Here is a 15992-nt window from a genome sequence, read left to right on the forward strand (position 1 = left end):
AATTTTTGTTTTTATGTCACAATTGTAATAAGAAAATATCTTAAGGAGAGAAAAATGAAAAAATGGATCATTATCTTGGTTGGAGGGCTAGTAGCCTTACTCGTGCTAGTAACCTGTAACCAAAAGAAAGAGCAGACGACCCCTGCTTCCAACAATTCTAAAGCAAGTTCGACTAGTTCTGCATCTTCTAAAAAGTCTGAAAGAGGGGCCAATTCGAGCGAACTTGATGGTCAAGCGGATAATCAGGAAACTTCTGATACAGACTCTCAGCAGAATTCGGAAACTGAAGCTGAAAAGTCTGCCAAGGAAACTAGCAAAGGAGAGAAAGAGACGGCATCAACTTCTAGTTTGGATATGAAGGCTATTGCTTCTGGGGATTTTTCCAGCATGATTGGTACTTGGCAGGATGCCAAAGGGAACAGTTATACATTCGATGCGTCAGGTATTGAGTCAGATGTTGCCAAGCTTGAGGCAGGAGATTACTCTGGGCCAGATGAAAATGGGATTTACCGAGCAGGGATTCGTTGGAAAAACCAAACCGGTGCTGCCTTTCTTATAATCCCAGCAGGAAAGAGTCTGCCAGCTGGGGAGACTGTCAATGGGACAGATCCGACTGATACCAGTCAAGATCGTTTCATCATCACCCAGAGTGTTTCCGAACATCCCGATGTTTTTTACCGCGTAAAATAAGGAGTCTTGACAGACTCTTTTTTCTTATTTTGAGTCCAGTATATAATATATTGATTTTGAATAAAAATTGATAAACTGCTTTTATTTTAATAAATATTAAATTTCCTCTTGACATTCGCATTTTCATACAGTAGAATGTTTAAAAATAAAATGTAGAAGGATAGAGGTAATCGCATGGTTAAAGAGAAAGTCATTTTAGCGTATTCCGGCGGCTTGGACACTTCGGTGGCCATTACTTGGCTGGACAAGGATTATGATGTGATCGCGGTCTGTATGGACGTAGGTGAAGGAAATGATTTGGATTTCATTCATGACAAGGCGCTGAAAGTTGGCGCTATCGAATCACATGTTATTGATGTTAAAGACGAGTTTGCGGAAGACTACGTCTTGGTTGCTCTGCAAGGACACACCTTCTACGAACGAAAATATCCTCTAGTGTCCGCCCTGAGTCGACCTTTGATTTCTAAGAAATTGGTTGAAATTGCTCACAAGACAGGGGCGACAACCATTGCCCATGGCTGTACCGGAAAAGGAAACGATCAGGTTCGTTTTGAAGTGGCTATCGCCTCCTTGGATCCCAGTCTCAAGGTGATTGCTCCAGTTCGGGAATGGAAATGGTCTAGGGAAGAAGAAATCAATTATGCTAAAGCTAATGGTGTGCCAATTCCTGCAGATCTGGATAGTCCTTACTCAGTCGATCAAAACCTTTGGGGACGTGCTAATGAGTGTGGTGTCTTGGAAAACCCTTGGAATGAAGCACCGGAAGACGCCTATGATTTGACAGTTGCGCCAGAAGCAGCGCCAGACAGCCCAGTCTATGTAAATATTGACTTTGAGGCGGGTGTGCCAGTTGCTTTAGATGGTAAAAAGATGAAGCTGGCGGACTTGATCCTTGAGCTAAATGACCTAGCTGGACAACACGGTGTTGGTCGGATTGACCATGTGGAAAATCGTCTGGTAGGGATTAAGTCTCGGGAAATCTATGAATGCCCTGGGGCGGTGACTCTCTTGGCTGCCCACAAGGAAATTGAGGATCTGACTCTAGTCAGAGAATTGGCTCATTTCAAACCGATTATCGAAAACGAACTGTCCAATCTCATCTATAATGGCCTCTGGTTTAATCCAGCGACAGAAGCCTTGATTGCCTATCTCAAGTCCACTCAGCAGGTGGTCAATGGCACAGCTAAGGTGAAACTTTATAAGGGGTCGGCGACGGTCGTAGCGCGTAAGTCTGACAATTCTCTCTACGACGAAAGTCTGGCTACCTATACTAGTGCAGATACCTTTGACCAGGATGCCGCAATTGGCTTTATCAAGCTGTGGGGGCTTCCGTCCAAGGTTCACGCAGAGGTTCAGGCTCACAAGGACAAATAGAAGGGGGCTTTCCTATGGCGAATCATAAACTGTGGGGCGGACGTTTTGAAGCCTCTCTGGAGGGATGGGTAGAAGAGTTTGGTGCTAGCATTGGCTTTGACTATCGTCTGGCTCCCTATGATCTGCAGGGCAGCCTAGCCCATGTCAAAATGCTGGGGCAGACAGGAATCATTGCTCCAGAGGAAGCGGCTGCTATTCAGGCAGGATTGGAAAAGCTGTTGGCGCGCTATCAAGCTGGAGAGCTTGAGTTTGATGTTGCTAATGAAGATATTCATATGAATATGGAGGCTCTTCTGACCGAGGAGATTGGGCCAGTAGCTGGTAAGCTCCATACGGCTCGCTCCCGTAATGATCAGGTGGCGACAGATATGCACCTCTATCTCAAGTATCAGCTCGGTCAGATTGAGGATAAACTCTTGAATTTGCGTCAGGTGTTGCTGGACTTGGCAGAAGAGCATGTAGATACCATCATGCCAGGCTATACCCATCTGCAGCATGCCCAGCCGATTAGCTTTGCCCATCATCTGCTGGCCTATTATCAGATGTTCAGCCGGGATAGTCAGCGCTTTGCCTTTAATCTGGAGCATACGGATTTGTCTCCTTTGGGAGCAGCCGCTCTGGCGGGGACGACGTTTCCAATTGACCGGGAGCTGACGGCTGATTTATTGGGCTTCAAAGGCATTTACCACAATTCCTTGGATGCGGTCAGTGATCGAGATTTTATCTTGGAGTTTCTATCTAACAGCAGCATTCTCATCATGCATCTGTCTCGTCTCTGTGAGGAGCTGATTAATTGGTGCAGCTATGAATATGGCTTTGTCAGTCTATCAGATACCTTTAGTACTGGCTCTTCCATTATGCCGCAAAAGAAAAATCCGGACATGGCGGAGCTGATTCGGGGGAAGAGCGGCCGGGTCTATGGCCATCTCTTCAGTCTTCTGACGGTTATGAAATCCCTGCCCTTGGCTTACAATAAGGACCTGCAGGAAGACAAGGAAGGCATGTTCGATACAGTAGATACCATTCAAAAATCGTTGGATATTATGGCGGGTATGCTGTCTAGTATGACAGTAAACAAAGAAAAAATGCTGGTCTCAACTCAGCAAGACTTCTCCAATGCGACGGAGTTGGCTGATTATCTGGCCAAGAAGGGACTGCCTTTCCGGGAAGCCCATGAGATTGTCGGAAAGTTGGTGCTGGAATGCAGCAAGGCAGGCTATTATCTACAGGATATCCCGCTGAGCCGCTATCAGGAAGTGTCGTCGCTAATTGAGGAGGATATTTATCAAGCTCTTGAATCACAAACTGCTGTACAAAAGCGGAATTCCATTGGCGGAACGGGATTTGCACAGATCCGTCAGGAGTTGGAAAGAGCGAAGAAACAGCTGGAAAAGGAATAAGATATAGGGAACACCGCAAGGGAATTGCGGTGTTTTTTAAGTGAATCGACCTTTTAAATATTTGCAAAAACAGCGTCATAGCGGCTCTTATTGGCATTTTCGAAAAATATGGTATAATAGATATAATTTTGGTGGATGGAGTTGAGTTTTGAGAAAAAACTATCGCGTCAAGAGCGAAAAAGATTTTAATGCGATTTTTAAAAGAGGACAGAGTTTTGCTAATCGAAAATTTGTCGTTTACATGTTAGAAAAAGAGCAGAAGCATTTTCGAGCAGGAATTTCCGTCAGTAAAAAGCTAGGGAATGCAGTAGTTCGTAATCGTATTAAAAGAAAAATCCGCCATGTCTTGATGCAACATCAGAAACAGTTAGTCCAGGCAGACTTCGTCGTTATCGCTCGCAAGGGAGTAGAGGAGCTGGACTACCACCAAGTTGAACAAAATTTATTGCATGTATTAAAAATTGCTAAACTTTATCAGGAAGGATTCTTTTGTGAAACAGAAAAGTAAATTAGGGATTTTGCTGGTTGCCTCGCTGCTCTTTCTCACAGCCTGCGGAACCAGTCAAGTAACGGCCGATTCAAATGGCTTCTGGGAGAAGCTGGTCTATTTCTTTGCGGACACCATTCGGTTTCTATCCTTTGGTGGAAGCAAGGGGATTGGGATTATTCTCTTTACCTTGATTATCCGGACAGTTCTCCTGCCGGTCTTCCAATTCCAGACAACTTCTTCACGTAAGCTGCAGGAAGTACAGCCACATATCAAGCAACTGCAGGAAAAGTATCCTGGTAAGGACATGGAGAGCAGAACAGCCTTGGCTGAGGAAACTCAAAAGCTCTACAAAGAAATGGGAGTCAATCCCTACGCCTCATTCATTCCGCTCTTTATCCAGATGCCGGTGCTCCTGGCTCTGTTTCAAGCCCTGACTCGGGTTGAATTTATGAAAACAGGTCACTTCCTCTGGCTTAATCTAGGAGCGACAGATCCGACCTTTATTCTTCCGCTTTTGGCGGCTCTCTTCACTTTCCTCAGTACGTGGCTTTCAAACAAAGCCTTGCCTGAGAGAAATGGCGGGATGACAGTCATGATGTACCTGTTGCCAGTTGCGATTTTCTTTTTTGCCTTCTATGCAGCGAGTGGGGTAGCCCTCTACTGGGCGGTCTCAAATGCTTATCAGGTGGTTCAGACCTTGCTGCTGAGCAATCCTTTTAAAATCATTGCTGAGCGGGAAGCCAAGGAACGGTCAGAGCGTCAATTGGAACAGAAAAAGAAACGTGCCCTGAAAAAAGCACAGAAAAAGAAAAAGTAAGTAAGAAGGAGGACTCTTGCAATGGTTATTTTTACAGGAGCAAGTGTTGAAGAAGCCATTCAAAATGGTTTGAAAACGTTGGATATTCCACGGATGAGAGCGCATATCACTGTTATTTCACGTGAGAAAAAAGGCTTTTTAGGCTTGTTTGGCAAGAAGCCAGCTCAGGTGGATGTCGAGCCGATTGCTGAGACGACAGTTGTCAAGGCCAATCAAAAGGCTGTAAAAGGTGTTCCCGAAGAGATTAACGCTCAGAATGAGCCTGTGCAGTCTGTCAGTGAAGCAACGGTTGATTTGGGCCGTGTGGTAGCTGCCATCAAGAAGGTCGAAGGAGAAGGCGAAGTTATCTCAGATGAGGTCAAGGCTGAAATTCTCAAAAATGACAAGCAAGCCAATACGATTTTAGAAGAGACTGGCACTATTGATCTTCTCAAGACCAACCAAGCTATTGATGAGGCAGTTGCTCAAGCAGAAGCGGACGATAGCAAGGTTATCTCTTTTGAACAAGCAGCTAAAGATAAGGCTGAGCCAACAGAAACAGAAGAAAGCTCTTTTGCTGACTTAGGCATCCAAGTCGAAGCAGACTACGATATTGAAGAAGTAGTTGAAAACGTAACGAACTATGTTCAGAAAATCGTTGATGAGATGGATGTCGAGGCTGGCATTTCCAGTAGCCACAACCGCCGAACTATCAACATGCAAATTGATACCAATGAACCGGGGCGCGTGATTGGCTACCACGGAAAAGTCTTGAAAGCTCTGCAGCTGTTGGCGCAAAACTATCTTTATAACCAATATTCTAAGAGCTTCTATATTTCCATTAATGTCAATGACTATGTTGAGCATCGGGCAGAAGTGCTGCAAAGCTATGCGCAGAAACTGGCTCAGAGGGCTTTGGAAGACCGACGCGGTCAGCACACAGACCCTATGTCTAACAGCGAGCGTAAAATTATCCACCGCATCATCTCTCGCATCGATGGCGTGACTAGCTATTCCGAAGGTGACGAGCCAAACCGCTATGTCGTTGTGGATATTGACAGCGAATAAAAAGAAAGCCAGCAGAGATGCTGGTTTTTGTAGTAATAAACCAGGAGAAAGAATTATGAAGAAGAGAGTTTTTCTAATTATTGTAGGGTTAGCATTACTTGCTGCCTGTGGTCAAAAGAAAATAGAGAATCAGGATAATACTCCTGATTCGAGTAAGAATACATTGGACAAAGAGCAAAAGAGTTCTTCGATTTCAGTAGAACAAGATGAAAAATTATATGCTTCGACTTTGGATAAATTAACAAAAGATACTTCTGAAGGCCGTGCGCAGATATACACATTCTATGATATTGATAAAAATGGGACGAATGAATTAATCACAGGACATAATTCTGATGGGGCTTATTATTTAGCGGCTATTTATTATTTGAATCAAGGAACATCAACTTATTTAGCTCAATCAAAAGTAGCTTCAGCAGGTGGAAGTCGAGAAAGCGTCACAATATACACAGATGGAACAGTCTTTTATGCTCAATGGCACTCTCTAAGTCCTGATGCTAAGGGTTATCTTTATCGACTGAGATCTGATAATAGTGGTATAGATGTGCTAAAAGAAGCAGATTTTCAAATAGCAGGTGTAGATTCAAATTCTGAAAAAAGCGTAGATTCAGTTTTTGGGTTAGCTTCTAAAAAAGAAGTTGATCTAGCTTCGTTGACTTGGAAAGATATTGAATCTTATCAATCAAAAAGCTCCGTAGGAGCAGAGGACAATCCAGAAATTTCAACTCAAATGGATTTATCGAGCATTCAAAACGGTGAATTCTCAAGTATTGAAGGTACGTGGAAAAATGGAAATGGAGAAGAACTGACCTTTGATAAAAATGGTTTGGTGACTAATGGGCTAAAATTAGGAAATCAGTTTAAAATAGTCAACTCCTATTTAGAGGGTGGTGTATCCTATGGTGGTCCGGGTGCAGCAATATTATTTATTCCTGCTGGTGTAGATATGTCTATGACTTTGGATAATCAAAAAATAATGGATGCTTCTAATCGTAAGAGGGACAGGATTCTTATTGCGCAAAGTGTTAATGTTAATAACTCAGAAGTATTCTATTATAAAGAGTAAAAAAGAAAGGATTTTTTATGTCACTTTTTCCAGCTATTGAAACTTATCTGCCTCATCAAGGGGCTAAGTATATATCTCCAGACAAGGCAGGGCAGCTGCGTGAGTCTATGTTGGAGTTGAGAGCTAAGGGCCAGGCGGCACGTAAGGAGTTTGCGGATTTGGTCAAGGATTTTCAGAGCCTCTATCCTAAGCTGACCTTGGAGCGAACCAGCCAGTGGATGAATCAGGCACAGATACTGCGGCCCCATTTTTGGAATTATCTTAAAGGCTATGGAGAAATCACAGAACCGATGTTTGCTCTGCGCTTGTATGGGACTGCAGAAGATTTTGGAGTGTCACTAGAGGTGAGCTTTATGGAGCGTAAGAAAGATGAGAACAGCCTCAACAAGCAAAATCGGGTACTGAATCTGCCTATTCAGTCGCCAGCTTACTATTTTGCCCAGATTGATGGTGTGAGTCAGCGCTTTGAAGGTACTGAGGAAAATCGCCAGTTCCTTACTCAGCAGCTGGCAGTCGGTCAGGTTCGTAAGGTCTTAGTCAAATACGATATTTCCCTTTCTCAGGCCGCTTCAAGAGAGCAGGTGCTGTCCCAGCTGCAGGAGGCCATGACAGCCTTGATTCCCTTTTATGAGGCAACTCGGATCATATGATTACGTTTACAAAGAGAAAGTTATTTAAGTAAGTATTGACAAAAGCCCCGGAATCATATAGAATAGTAAAGTATGTTTAGTAACTGATCACAACTAGCCGGCTAAACGAATACAAAATCTATGAGGAGGTATTCATCGTGAAACGTACTTATCAACCAAGTAAAATCCGTCGTGCGCGTAAACATGGTTTCCGCCACCGTATGTCAACTAAAAACGGTCGTCGTGTATTGGCAGCTCGCCGTCGTAAAGGACGCAAAGTTTTGGCTGCTTAATCCAAACGATTTATCAAGAAACCAGCGGAGACTCGAGACCGCTGGTTTTTTTGTATTTAATTTATGGGTAAAAGTCAATAGACTGGCAGTACAGTTCCTCTTTTTGGCCAGTGTCTTTATTTATGACCTCCACATACCAGTCCCCTTTGAGACTAAATAGTTTGATAAATTGAACCTGAAGAGACTGCTGTTCATACTTAATTGGAAAAAATTCTTCCTGCCTATGTAATAAAATATCAAGAATGATTCGCAACTGAGAGTTGTTGATTGTTTTTCTGACTTCTGGTTGAAGGATTTTTTCAATTTTTGCAATCTTGCTTAACTGCTGTTCTGAAATTGAGTTTTCAAATTTTTCTTTTAATTTTTGCAGGTCTATATCAAAAGGGCACATATTGTAGTTTTCCAGAGTCAGCATGGAAAAATACAAGGCAGAAATTTCATCTATGGAGAAAATAATAGGAGATAACAAGTCGTTGCTAAGAATTTTATAACTGCCATTCCGACCTAAGTCAGAATAAATTGGAATGCCTAGCGTTTCAAGGCTGGCAATATCACGAAGGGCAGTACTTTTTGAAATGTGATATCGATTCATAATATCTTTTAGGTTGAATTGTCTTTTCTTATTGAGAAAAATAAGCATATCGTTAATTCTTTGAGATTTATTCATGCTAAGCTCCATATTTTTATAAAATGGTTTCAAATAATGATACCTTTTTATATTATACTAGTTTTAGAGAAAATAATAAAGGAGTCAAATATGAAGCAATATTTTAAGGCCTTATTGGCAGAACAGACAGAAATGGCCCTAGCAACTTCTGTAAAGGATATCCCAAATGTAAGAATTGTAAATTTTTACTATGATGAGGAGACAAAGAAATTGTTCTTTATCTCATTTAAAAATAGTCATAAAATCCAAGAGCTGGCAATCAATAATCGTATTGCTCTTACAACAGTCCCGAAAGGTGATGGGAGGTATGTCCGGATTCAAGGAAGAGTCAAAGAAAGCCAACTTTCTATTGAGGATATAAGAAGCGTTTTTGTCCAGAAGTATCCTTATTATCAAGATATTATTGAGCAACACATAAACTCCTTGCAAGTTTTTGAAGTCTCTTTTTCTGATGCTTTCTTGGTCTTAGATAATAATCAAGTTGAGAAAATCAAACTATAAGGAGAAAATAGATGGTTGAGATAAAAAGATGCAATTGGGCTGAAAATAGTGAGCTTGAGAGAAATTATCATGACCATGACTGGGGGCGACCTGTGCATGACGAGCATAAACTCTTTAAAATGTTGATTTTGGAAGGTCAGCAGGCGGGCTTGAGCTGGCAAACTATTTTGTCAAAAATGGATGCTATGACAGAGGCTTATGAAAACTTCAATCCTGAAATACTCTCCAACTATGACGAGCAGAAGATTGAAGAATTGCTTAGTGATCAAAGAGTGATACGAAATAAGCTGAAAATAAAGGCAGTTATAAAAAATGCTAAAGCCTATTTAAAACTAAAAGAAGAATATGGTAGTTTGGATTCTTATATTTGGTCTTTTGTAAAGAATGGACCGATTGTCAATTCATGGTCTAGTATTGAAGAGGTGCCCGCTCGAACGGATCTATCCGATAAAATTAGTAAAGAACTCAAAAAGAAAGGTTTTTCTTTTGTTGGTTCTACGACTGTATATGCCTTTATGCAGTCCATTGGCATGGTCAATGATCATTTGCTGACCTGTGATTTGAGAATATAATTTTTTTCCTTTGAATGAGAAAGGTGAGCGGTCTATTATCGAACACCGGTAAATGATGTAAAAAAGGAGAATAAAACCAGAAAGAAATTGATTTTCTTTCTGGTTTTTTGTGTATAGTTAAGTACAGTTGCTTATTTTGCTACTGGTAAAAGTATTGGATACAGATAGCAGAGTAAGGTAAAGCTTATCAGGGCGTAAAAGATACCGATGCGGATAGCTTGGATAGGTTTATAGAAACGAATCAGGGTCAGTAGGCACCAGACTAAGAGAACTAGGATGAACCAAGCCGAAATCAAGCGCAGCGGTGTTGGTCCGTAAAGGTAGATATAGATGCCAAATAATTTCCAGCCAGCTAGCAAGGCCAGCAGACCCGTAAAGATAAAGAGAATAGTAGCTGCGGATCGTGTCCCTTTCTGGTCCCAGAGCGGTTTTTTGGCAATCAGATAGAAGACGCCTAGGACTGCAAAGTTAAGGATAGAGACCCGAACCAGCTGCCAGAAACCAGCTACGGCAACAGTCGAAGCATTCTGGGGAGAAATAGACTGAGCTACTGTTCCGGCGCTTAGGAGCTGACCGAGCTCACCCAGACCCGTCAGGAAAAAGAGCGCATAGGTCAAGCAGAGGCTGCCGATGATAATGTAGGCTGCGAAAGCGGGTGCTACTCGCAAAGGGCGGATACTTGCTTGGAATTTTTTGTAGCTAAGTTTAGTATCTTTTTTGCCTAACAGACTGCCGGCTAGGAGGCCATACAAGTAGAGACTGACAGGAACAGCCAGGAAGGCCTTGAAGAGAATCATGCTGCTATCAAGACTTGAAAAGAGGGAGTCAAGTAGATTCTCAATAATATCAGCGGTATTGCTGAAGAAGGAGGCAAAGCTGTCTGAAACCTGACTTAGCTGGGACCAGACAAAGTAGACCAAGATTCCTGCTACAAAGAAGCTGCTGACAATAATCGCGAGCTGTTGGGATTTCTTTGAAGATAGACTATCAGAGCAGTCGGAAGAGTCCTGCTGCTTGCCTTCTATAAAGACTAGAATAGCAGCAATGAAATTTTTAAAGGGCAGGATACAGAAGACTTGAATGGCATCAAACCAGACCAGGATACCCAAACGCCCCTGGCTTAACCAGCCGGTGCGGGACAGAATATAGAAAGCGAATGAGATGTGGATGGCTAGAAATTGAAACAATTCTAGCTGACGATGAAGCCCCCAGAGACTTAAAGCCAGAGCTTGAGCTAGCGTCATGATCAGAAAGCTTCTAGCCTCTAATCTGCTGCCAAGATTTTTTATCTGCAGTGATGGATAGGCCAATTTCCTGATTAGGGCTTCGCTTAGCAATATAAGACCAATTGCAAAAGGGAAAAAGGATGCAGTTTGATAATTAAAAAATACTGCAGAGTAAAAGTAGGTTAAAAGATAGAGGATTAGATAGCTGATTTTAAAGAATCGCAGTTGCTTATCCTCTAGGCCTGTGAAGATGGTCTGTCGTTCTGCTTCTGCGGGCAGACAAGGCTGGACATTCATCTGCTCTTGTGCTGGATATTCCATAATTATTTCTCCTCCTCATCGTCAGGGATATACTCCAAAATGTCGCCAGGCTGGCAGTCTAGTTCACGGCAGAGAGCGTTGAGTGTTGAAAAGCGGACGGCCTTGGCTCGATTATTTTTTAGGATAGATAGATTGGCTGGTGTTAGGTCAATCAGCTCTGCTAAACGGCCAGCACTGATGCGCTTTTGCGCCATGACAAGGTCTAAATTTATCTGAATCATAAGACCTCCTAAATAGTGTAGTCCACTTGATCCTGCAGCTCAATGGCCTTGCCAAAGGCGTTGCGGATGACACGGATAATCAGGGTCAAGATACTGCAAGAAACAGTGACTAAGAGCATGGGCAAATAGGCTGTCAGTCCCATAAAGAGGGAGATAAGAGCGACAGTGCCGACTTCCCAGCCAAGATAGCGCATGTACTGAACATTTTGTGTGATAAAGACCTGATTTTTACCGATGCGGCTAAGGAGCCGATAGAGATGGACAATGCAGGCCAGCGCTAGGCAGCCTAGGACATAGCCGAGCAGCAGCAAGATCCAAAAACGCGTCTCCCCTTGAAAGAAAGGAGAGGGAAATTTGATAACTAGATTGACGACCCAAGGTCCAAGAGCAATCAGGATAATGGAAGCAATAAATAAAAGGCTGATACTGATTTTTGTAAGAGTAATGCTCATATCTTCAGCAGTCTTTTTCATTTTGTCTGTCATAATTTCCTCCGACTAACGTTTCATTTCTTAGTAACTATAACACGACTCTTATCGATAATCAATAAAAAACCATCGAAAAAAGATAAAATCAGTCTTAAGGACTAGATGAAAGATTCTAAAAAGTTCTTATTGTATAGAGATGGATTTCTTGTCAGGAGATGAACAGAGTGGAAGACGATGAATATTTCGCCTGATTTTTGGTATAATGAAAAACAGGAATTGTATACTCTTTCTGGTCAGAAGCGGAGTATGTGTAAGGAGGGAAGAATCTGTGGGTGTAAAGCTTGTTCACTATCGTAGTAAGTTATATGAATTTCTCATGGTGCCTGCCATCGTTTCAAGGGATGATAAACATATGTGGAAGGATTTACGGCAGAATCAAAAGGAGCTGCTTCTTGATGTACAGCCGCACTATGATAAGCTCTATCAGGCTTTACTTCCTTTGAAAAGCGAGCTTGTTGCGGTTAGTTTGTTTGAAGGAGCTACGGTGGGACTGGCTCCGCTCCTCTACCTCTACTTGCTAGAAAAAGGAGAAGATCCGGCCAATTTGCATGACTTGTTAGAATGTCTGAAAAAACTAGACGCAAAGCAAATCATCTATTGCTTATCACTTAAGCTTTCTGCTGGGGAAGTTGCCAAGGAACGTCCTGAGAATCTGCTGGCTTTTATAGAGAATAGTGATAAGTCTCCGGAAAATAAATGGTACTGGTACCAAGCTATTCAGCATCCAGAGAAGCTTCGGAACCAATTAGTTTCCTTGTTGGAAAGAGTGTTCGAGCTCTATCAGCCTATTTATGAGCAGTTTGAGCAGGAAGTACTAGCTTTTGAACAAGAATTTAGCCTATCTGATGTGATGGATGACGAAGAGCAGAATGCCAAGCTCTTTGAAAAGGACACACAAATATTTGTTCTGTCACCCATGTTTATTGACTCTTTTCTCGAAAAGGTTCCTGATTTCACTTCCTATTCCTTAGTCCTTTCGACGAGAAGTTCCCAGTTATCAAAGGCGGAATCGGAGCTTAATGATGAAACATTGGCTCTGACCTTAAAAACTCTTGGTGATGAAACACGCTATAAAGTCTTGATTGAATTGATTCAGCCGCATGCCAAGAATAAAGATATAGCTAAAAAACTGGGGCTTACAAGAGCCTCTATCTCATTCCATACGCAGAAGCTGCTAAATTCTGGCTTGCTGGAGCTTGTGGTGGATGATGATTCTGTTAAATACACGGTCAACAAAGAACTGATTCAAAAAATTATAGAGAAGCTCAAACAAGACCTAAAATAGTTTGAGAAGACCTGGATTCATTCTAGGTCTTCTTTTTGTAAAATAATAATCTAATAAAAATTTGACAATTGACTAATTTATTGCTATGATTTGTTAAACAAAAATCTAACAAGAGTAAAGGAGATGTCGTATGATTGTTTTTACAAAAAACAAAAATTTTCGCCAGTTGCTCATCAATCAATGGATTTCAGGTTTTGGAGACGTTGTTTTTTATTTGGCTTTGATGAACTATGTTTCCGCCTATTCCTTTGCTCCACTTGCGGTTTTATTGATTTCTCTTTCTGAAACGCTACCCCAGTTAATTCAAGTTTTTACGGGAGTTGCGGCGGACTTTCAAAAGAATCGTATTCATAAATACCTGCTTATACAGTTTAGTAAGGTCGTGCTATATAGCTTGGTAACGTTTTTGCTGCTTGGACAAGACTTCTCTTTCTTGATTCTGCTTGTGATTTGCTTGATTAACTTTCTGTCGGATAGTCTGAGTTATTTTTCAGGTGCCATGCTGACGCCGGTTTATGTAAAGGTGATTGAGCAAGATATGACCTCTGCTATGGGCTTTCGGCAGGCTAGTATGAGTCTGGTTCATATTTTGGGGAATCTAGCTGGTGGTTTTCTCATCGCTTGGATGAGTATTGGAGCTTTGGCAGGACTGAATGCTCTGACATTCTTGCTAGCTTACCTAGGCTTTTGGCATATTAGTCAAAACTTACAGGACTTAGAACCGGAGCTAGGTAATGCAAGGAATCTAAATAGAGAGAATTATTGGCAGCATTTATTGGAGTCTCTTAAAGTCTTGCTGGGATTGAAAAACGTTGTGAGGTTGTTATTGGTTTCAACCTTTGGGCAGGTCACTCTGAATATTCTGACGCCAGTAGCGACTCTTTTATTGCTGAAAAGGCCTTTTTGGAATCTGCAGGTTGGTCAGTCCATTGCCATGTTAATTATTCTAAGTTCCGCTGGTCTAATCTTAGGGAATATTTTGAGTGGCAGTTTGCTGAAAAAACTTTCGACTAAGCTTGCTATGTATAGTAGCCAAGTATGTGAAGGTTTTATTCTTTGCGGTTTTTTCTGGCAAAACTTTTTACTTGTCCTGATAGCAAGCTTTGCTTGCTCTGTTACAGTCGGTCTGCTGAGTCCTAGATTGCAGAAATCTGTCTTCAGCCTAATACCAGAAGAGTCCATGGGAGCCATCCAGTCAGCTATTAATCTATTTAGCATGGCTGTTCCGAGTGTTTTATCCATGCTGTTAATAGCTCTTGCTAGCAGTTTGGGGGTTATTTATATTCTCCTCCCGCTTGTGTTAATGCTGGCACTGTCTTTCTACTTGATTATTCCAATGGAGAACTTGAAGGCGGATTCGGATGGCTGTTGAATGGCAGCTATCTTATTTTTCTGCTTTGAAGCGACTTCTGATTTTTTAGGTCATTTTTGATATAATAAAGGACAGGAAAGACAAGGAAGTAAAGCATGAAAATTTTTGATACACACACACATTTAAATGTGGAAGAATTTGCTGGTCGAGAAGCAGAGGAGCTCCAGTTGGCCTCTGAAATGGGCGTCAGCAAAATAAATATTGTGGGTTTTGACCGACCAACCATTGAGCGCGCCTTGGAGTTGGCCGACAGCTATGATCAGCTTTATGCTACGATTGGCTGGCATCCGACTGAGGCTGGGACTTATGATGAGGCGGTGGAAGCCTATCTGCTGGACAAGCTTCGTCACCCCAAGGTGCTGGCTCTGGGCGAGATTGGGCTGGACTATCACTGGATGACTGCGCCCAAGGATGTTCAGGAGCGGGTATTTCGACGCCAAATCCAGCTCTCCAAAGAGCTGAACCTGCCCTTTGTCGTTCACACACGTGACGCATTGGAGGATACTTATGAGATTATCAAGAGTGAGGGTGTAGGTCCTCGAGGCGGTATTATGCACTCTTATTCGGGTTCTTTGGAAATGGCAGAGCGCTTTATCGAGCTAGGGATGATGATTTCCTTTTCTGGAGTCGTTACCTTTAAAAAAGCGACGGATATTCAAGAAGCTGCGCAGAACCTACCTTTGGACAAAATCCTCGTCGAGACTGACGCGCCTTACCTAGCGCCTGTTCCCAAGCGTGGCCGAGAAAACAAAACAGCCTATACTCGCTATGTGGTAGAGAAAATTGCTGAGCTACGTGGACTGACTGCCGACGAAGTAGCACAGACGACCTATGATAATGCAAAGAAGGTGTTTGGGCTTGACTGAGAAGATAAAAATCCCTCAAGTAATCGTCGTTGAGGGCAAGGATGATACAGCCAATCTGCAGCGATTTTACCAAGTGGACACTTACGAGACGAGAGGTTCTGCTATCAATGAAGAAGACCTAGAGAGGATAGAGAAACTGCACCAGCTGCGTGGTGTTATTGTCTTTACCGATCCAGACTACAATGGTGAGCGTATCCGTCGAATGATTATGGAGGCAGTGCCAACTGCTCAGCATGCCTTTCTTCGTCGAGATGAGGCGGCTCCCAAGTCTAAGAACAAGGGTAAATCGCTTGGGGTAGAGCATGCTTCATTTGAGGATTTACAGCATGCGTTAGCTGGGCTGGTCGGATATTTTGATGATGAGGATAATTTTGACATCACCAAAGGCGACCTTGTGCGACTAGGTCTGCTTATGGGAAGCGACAGCCGTCAGCGTCGAGAGTATCTGGGCGAGCAACTCCGCATCGGCTATTCTAATGGCAAGCAACTGCTCAAACGTTTGGAATTGTTTGGTGTGACCTTGGCGGAAGTGGAAGAAACGATGGAGAGGCATGAAAAATGAATGAAAAAGAATATGATTTAGGACAAGGTTTAGAAGAATTAGGCAAACAACTTGTTCGCTTATCAACAGAGCAACAAATAGATAAGTCTTCTTATGAAGCTATAG

19 protein-coding genes are annotated in these 15992 nt (G+C 42.4%); 15 read left to right on the forward strand and 4 right to left on the reverse strand.

All coding sequences use genetic code 11. The features are described 5' to 3' along the window. Positions 1–54: 54 nt before the first annotated feature. The 9 genes from RYK49_RS03220 to rpmH all read left to right on the forward strand — a co-directional run bounded on the left by RYK49_RS03220 (position 55) and on the right by rpmH (position 7806). Positions 55–690 carry a DUF6287 domain-containing protein gene (locus RYK49_RS03220; RefSeq protein ID WP_314864857.1) on the forward strand — a complete coding sequence of 212 codons (636 nt, stop codon included), beginning with the start codon at positions 55–57 and terminating at the stop codon, positions 688–690. Positions 691–864: 174 nt separating this feature from the next. Then, positions 865–2064, forward strand: a complete 1200-nt coding sequence (locus RYK49_RS03225; protein WP_002928100.1) for an argininosuccinate synthase — start codon at positions 865–867, stop codon at positions 2062–2064. A 14-nt stretch (positions 2065–2078) separates the two neighbouring features. Beyond that, a complete protein-coding gene (gene argH / locus RYK49_RS03230; protein ID WP_314864858.1) occupies positions 2079–3464 on the forward strand; it encodes an argininosuccinate lyase in 1386 nt (461 codons plus the stop codon). Positions 3465–3612: 148 nt separating this feature from the next. Next, complete coding sequence (gene rnpA, locus RYK49_RS03235) at positions 3613–3972, forward strand: ribonuclease P protein component (protein WP_314864859.1); 360 nt, start codon at positions 3613–3615, stop codon at positions 3970–3972. Continuing rightward, positions 3956–4771 (forward strand): membrane protein insertase YidC, encoded by an 816-nt coding sequence (locus tag RYK49_RS03240; RefSeq protein ID WP_314864861.1) that lies wholly within the window; start codon positions 3956–3958, stop codon positions 4769–4771. The genes rnpA and RYK49_RS03240 overlap by 17 nt, the downstream gene beginning before the upstream one ends. Before the next feature lie 21 nt (positions 4772–4792). After that, on the forward strand, positions 4793–5818 hold the full coding sequence (gene jag / locus RYK49_RS03245; RefSeq protein ID WP_002893912.1) for an RNA-binding cell elongation regulator Jag/EloR: 1026 nt from the start codon (positions 4793–4795) through the stop codon (positions 5816–5818). Beyond that, positions 5790–6884, forward strand: coding sequence for a DUF6287 domain-containing protein (locus tag RYK49_RS03250; protein ID WP_314864863.1), 1095 nt, complete (start codon positions 5790–5792; stop codon positions 6882–6884). The genes jag and RYK49_RS03250 overlap by 29 nt, the downstream gene beginning before the upstream one ends. Before the next feature lie 17 nt (positions 6885–6901). Continuing rightward, positions 6902–7534 (forward strand): HI_0552 family protein, encoded by a 633-nt coding sequence (locus RYK49_RS03255; protein ID WP_314864865.1) that lies wholly within the window; start codon positions 6902–6904, stop codon positions 7532–7534. A 137-nt stretch (positions 7535–7671) separates the two neighbouring features. Further along, positions 7672–7806: a 50S ribosomal protein L34 gene (gene rpmH, locus RYK49_RS03260; protein WP_002893904.1), complete on the forward strand. Its 135-nt coding sequence runs from the start codon at positions 7672–7674 to the stop codon at positions 7804–7806. Between the two features lie 61 nt (positions 7807–7867). Here the strand turns inward: rpmH and RYK49_RS03265 are convergent, their stop codons facing one another. Then, on the reverse strand, positions 7868–8485 hold the full coding sequence (locus tag RYK49_RS03265; protein ID WP_314864919.1) for an HTH domain-containing protein: 618 nt from the start codon (positions 8483–8485) through the stop codon (positions 7868–7870). 24 nt (positions 8486–8509) lie between these two features. Between RYK49_RS03265 and RYK49_RS03270 the strand changes: the two genes are divergently transcribed. Both RYK49_RS03270 and RYK49_RS03275 read left to right on the forward strand, forming a co-directional pair. Then, positions 8510–8974 (forward strand): pyridoxamine 5'-phosphate oxidase family protein, encoded by a 465-nt coding sequence (locus RYK49_RS03270; protein ID WP_048774131.1) that lies wholly within the window; start codon positions 8510–8512, stop codon positions 8972–8974. A gap of 11 nt (positions 8975–8985) precedes the next feature. Then, positions 8986–9546 carry a DNA-3-methyladenine glycosylase I gene (locus RYK49_RS03275; RefSeq protein ID WP_048773901.1) on the forward strand — a complete coding sequence of 187 codons (561 nt, stop codon included), beginning with the start codon at positions 8986–8988 and terminating at the stop codon, positions 9544–9546. A 131-nt stretch (positions 9547–9677) separates the two neighbouring features. Here the strand turns inward: RYK49_RS03275 and RYK49_RS03280 are convergent, their stop codons facing one another. From RYK49_RS03280 to RYK49_RS03290, 3 genes are read right to left on the reverse strand one after another with little or no spacing between them, the layout of a single operon-like run. Then, positions 9678–11093 carry a DUF4153 domain-containing protein gene (locus RYK49_RS03280; protein ID WP_048773902.1) on the reverse strand — a complete coding sequence of 472 codons (1416 nt, stop codon included), beginning with the start codon at positions 11091–11093 and terminating at the stop codon, positions 9678–9680. Positions 11094–11095: 2 nt separating this feature from the next. Continuing rightward, complete coding sequence (locus RYK49_RS03285; RefSeq protein ID WP_002899126.1) at positions 11096–11314, reverse strand: helix-turn-helix transcriptional regulator; 219 nt, start codon at positions 11312–11314, stop codon at positions 11096–11098. A gap of 8 nt (positions 11315–11322) precedes the next feature. After that, on the reverse strand, positions 11323–11799 hold the full coding sequence (locus RYK49_RS03290; RefSeq protein WP_048773904.1) for a DUF2975 domain-containing protein: 477 nt from the start codon (positions 11797–11799) through the stop codon (positions 11323–11325). Between the two features lie 205 nt (positions 11800–12004). Here RYK49_RS03290 and RYK49_RS03295 point away from each other — a divergent pair, with 205 nt between their 5' ends. The 4 genes from RYK49_RS03295 (at position 12005) to rnmV (ending at position 15887) form a co-directional block, all read left to right on the forward strand. Beyond that, entirely contained in the window at positions 12005–13087 is a 1083-nt protein-coding gene (locus tag RYK49_RS03295) for a helix-turn-helix transcriptional regulator (protein ID WP_048773907.1), read from the forward strand. 130 nt (positions 13088–13217) lie between these two features. After that, on the forward strand, positions 13218–14459 hold the full coding sequence (locus tag RYK49_RS03300) for an MFS transporter (RefSeq protein WP_314864871.1): 1242 nt from the start codon (positions 13218–13220) through the stop codon (positions 14457–14459). Between the two features lie 95 nt (positions 14460–14554). Then, positions 14555–15325 (forward strand): TatD family hydrolase, encoded by a 771-nt coding sequence (locus RYK49_RS03305; RefSeq protein ID WP_314864873.1) that lies wholly within the window; start codon positions 14555–14557, stop codon positions 15323–15325. Then, positions 15318–15887, forward strand: a complete 570-nt coding sequence (rnmV, locus tag RYK49_RS03310; protein WP_314864875.1) for a ribonuclease M5 — start codon at positions 15318–15320, stop codon at positions 15885–15887. Before RYK49_RS03305 ends, rnmV begins: the two co-directional genes overlap by 8 nt. The last annotated feature ends 105 nt before the right edge of the window (positions 15888–15992 follow it).

Source organism: uncultured Streptococcus sp., assembly GCF_963525625.1.
Lineage (GTDB): Bacteria > Bacillota > Bacilli > Lactobacillales > Streptococcaceae > Streptococcus.

Bases quoted from the DNA above. Each gene is read 5' to 3' on its own strand.
- RYK49_RS03300 (WP_314864871.1), top strand. From the start codon at position 13,218: ATGATTGTTTTTACAAAAAACAAAAATTTTCGCCAGTTGCTCATCAAT.
- argH (WP_314864858.1), top strand. From the start codon at position 2,079: ATGGCGAATCATAAACTGTGGGGCGGACGTTTTGAAGCCTCTCTGGAG.
- RYK49_RS03220 (WP_314864857.1), top strand. From the start codon at position 55: ATGAAAAAATGGATCATTATCTTGGTTGGAGGGCTAGTAGCCTTACTC.
- jag (WP_002893912.1), top strand. From the start codon at position 4,793: ATGGTTATTTTTACAGGAGCAAGTGTTGAAGAAGCCATTCAAAATGGT.
- RYK49_RS03265 (WP_314864919.1), bottom strand. From the start codon at position 8,485: ATGGAGCTTAGCATGAATAAATCTCAAAGAATTAACGATATGCTTATT.
- RYK49_RS03295 (WP_048773907.1), top strand. From the start codon at position 12,005: ATGAAAAACAGGAATTGTATACTCTTTCTGGTCAGAAGCGGAGTATGT.
- RYK49_RS03275 (WP_048773901.1), top strand. From the start codon at position 8,986: ATGGTTGAGATAAAAAGATGCAATTGGGCTGAAAATAGTGAGCTTGAG.
- RYK49_RS03225 (WP_002928100.1), top strand. From the start codon at position 865: ATGGTTAAAGAGAAAGTCATTTTAGCGTATTCCGGCGGCTTGGACACT.
- RYK49_RS03270 (WP_048774131.1), top strand. From the start codon at position 8,510: ATGATACCTTTTTATATTATACTAGTTTTAGAGAAAATAATAAAGGAG.
- RYK49_RS03250 (WP_314864863.1), top strand. From the start codon at position 5,790: ATGTCGTTGTGGATATTGACAGCGAATAAAAAGAAAGCCAGCAGAGAT.
- RYK49_RS03305 (WP_314864873.1), top strand. From the start codon at position 14,555: ATGAAAATTTTTGATACACACACACATTTAAATGTGGAAGAATTTGCT.
- RYK49_RS03255 (WP_314864865.1), top strand. From the start codon at position 6,902: ATGTCACTTTTTCCAGCTATTGAAACTTATCTGCCTCATCAAGGGGCT.
- RYK49_RS03285 (WP_002899126.1), bottom strand. From the start codon at position 11,314: ATGATTCAGATAAATTTAGACCTTGTCATGGCGCAAAAGCGCATCAGT.
- RYK49_RS03280 (WP_048773902.1), bottom strand. From the start codon at position 11,093: ATGGAATATCCAGCACAAGAGCAGATGAATGTCCAGCCTTGTCTGCCC.
- RYK49_RS03290 (WP_048773904.1), bottom strand. From the start codon at position 11,799: ATGACAGACAAAATGAAAAAGACTGCTGAAGATATGAGCATTACTCTT.